Source organism: Sinosporangium album, assembly GCF_900100605.1.
GTDB classification, from domain to species: domain Bacteria; phylum Actinomycetota; class Actinomycetes; order Streptosporangiales; family Streptosporangiaceae; genus Sinosporangium; species Sinosporangium album.
In genome coordinates this window covers 1-1,377 of record NZ_FNCN01000091.1, presented here as the reverse complement: position 1 = coordinate 1,377, position 1,377 = coordinate 1, and the positions used below count along the sequence as shown (strand labels likewise).

The window sequence follows — 1,377 nt, the reverse complement described above, 5'->3', positions numbered from 1 at the left end:
AGCACCAGAAAGTGGACCAGCGACAACCAACGCGTCCACAACCTGACAGTCGACGACATCCATACCTATCATGTGGCTGTCGGGACCGCTGGCGTTCTCGTCCACAATGCTAGTTGCGAGATCGACGACCTCCTTCGCCAGATAGATACAGGCAGCCTGAAGTTCTCCAGGACTGTTGAGCGACATTTGGACGACATCACCAGGACCGGTGAGAAGGCTCGCCCTTATACTGACTCCATTCTCACAATCCGAGAGATCATGCGAGGAGGTAAGCCGGTGTCCGATCCTCGAGGTGTTGCCACTGCGCTTCGATGGGACGTAGCAGGAAAGTTCCGCGGGCGAAGCGGGACATGGGAACTAGTGATCGACGCCCGAACGAATACAGTCCTACACTTCAACTTTGTGCGAGCGAAGCGGTGATCTCGATCAGCGCTGTTCCAGGCATACCGCTGTCGGGCGTGCTAACGTATCTTAGCGATGAGCACAGCTTCATATTCGAGGCCGACGATCCCAGCGAGCTGACAGCTCGCGCCCACGGCGGGACCACAAGTGTCGTGATCGACACACTTCAGATCGAAGTTAGCTGCCAAACACGAAGAGCTTTGTACGCCTGGGGCTACTTTCCTCGAAATTCATGGCGAGCAGCTCACCTCCACCCTCCAACGGCCAACCCGGGAGCTATTATATTCGGCCAGGAATGCCCGCTGGAAGCAGGAATATCTATCCAAATTCCAGGCGGACGTGAATGGCTGGCGGAATATGATTCAACTAGCGGCTGGCTGCGCATCACGACAAGCAAGTCGGCAGGCGTAAATCTGACTCAGATCGCATCAGGAATAATTCTGGGTGAGCATGATGCAAGGCTCACAACGGTCTGGCTGCACCCCGCTATAGGGTGAGCCTTTATCCTGCCTGGAACGGCCTGCCGACCAGGCATAACGCAAGTTTGTCAAAACAACGTGCGACCGCTTGGTAGTTGCGTCGACACAGCTTGCGAGGCCGCAGCCTCACCAGCACCCATGATGACCGGCGAAAACCAGGATGAAGAAGAATCAGTAATCCCGCACCCAGCGCCACTCTTTGTGGATAAAAAACGAGCTTTAGGATTTTTCCCTAAAGCTCGTTTTTTACGACTGCACACATCGCGGATACCAGCGGCGGCTGTGGGCGGGGGTTGTCGAGGGGCGGCCGCCACGCGGTTGATGACCTCATGCGAGAGCCCAAGCAGGCGGTACTGTCGCCCTGCGTGCTGTAGAACCTGCCGCCGCTCAATGAGGTGATCTCGTGCGCCCAGCAGAGCAGGAGGTGAAGCCGTGGCGTAGCGGCTGATCTTGTTGTTCGTAAGCTCGTCGTCGCTTGCCGGTGGGAGTCCGGTCC

At 56.9% G+C, this 1,377-nt stretch carries 2 protein-coding genes; both read right to left on the bottom strand.

Features of this window, described 5'->3' with window-relative positions; all coding sequences use genetic code 11:
• A partial coding sequence (locus BLQ73_RS33705; RefSeq protein ID WP_218126108.1) for a hypothetical protein occupies positions 1–186 on the bottom strand: 186 nt, incomplete at its 3' end.
• Positions 187–949: 763 nt separating this feature from the next.
• The coding region (locus BLQ73_RS33700) for a hypothetical protein (protein ID WP_218126107.1) at positions 950–1,377 on the bottom strand (428 nt) is incomplete at its 5' end.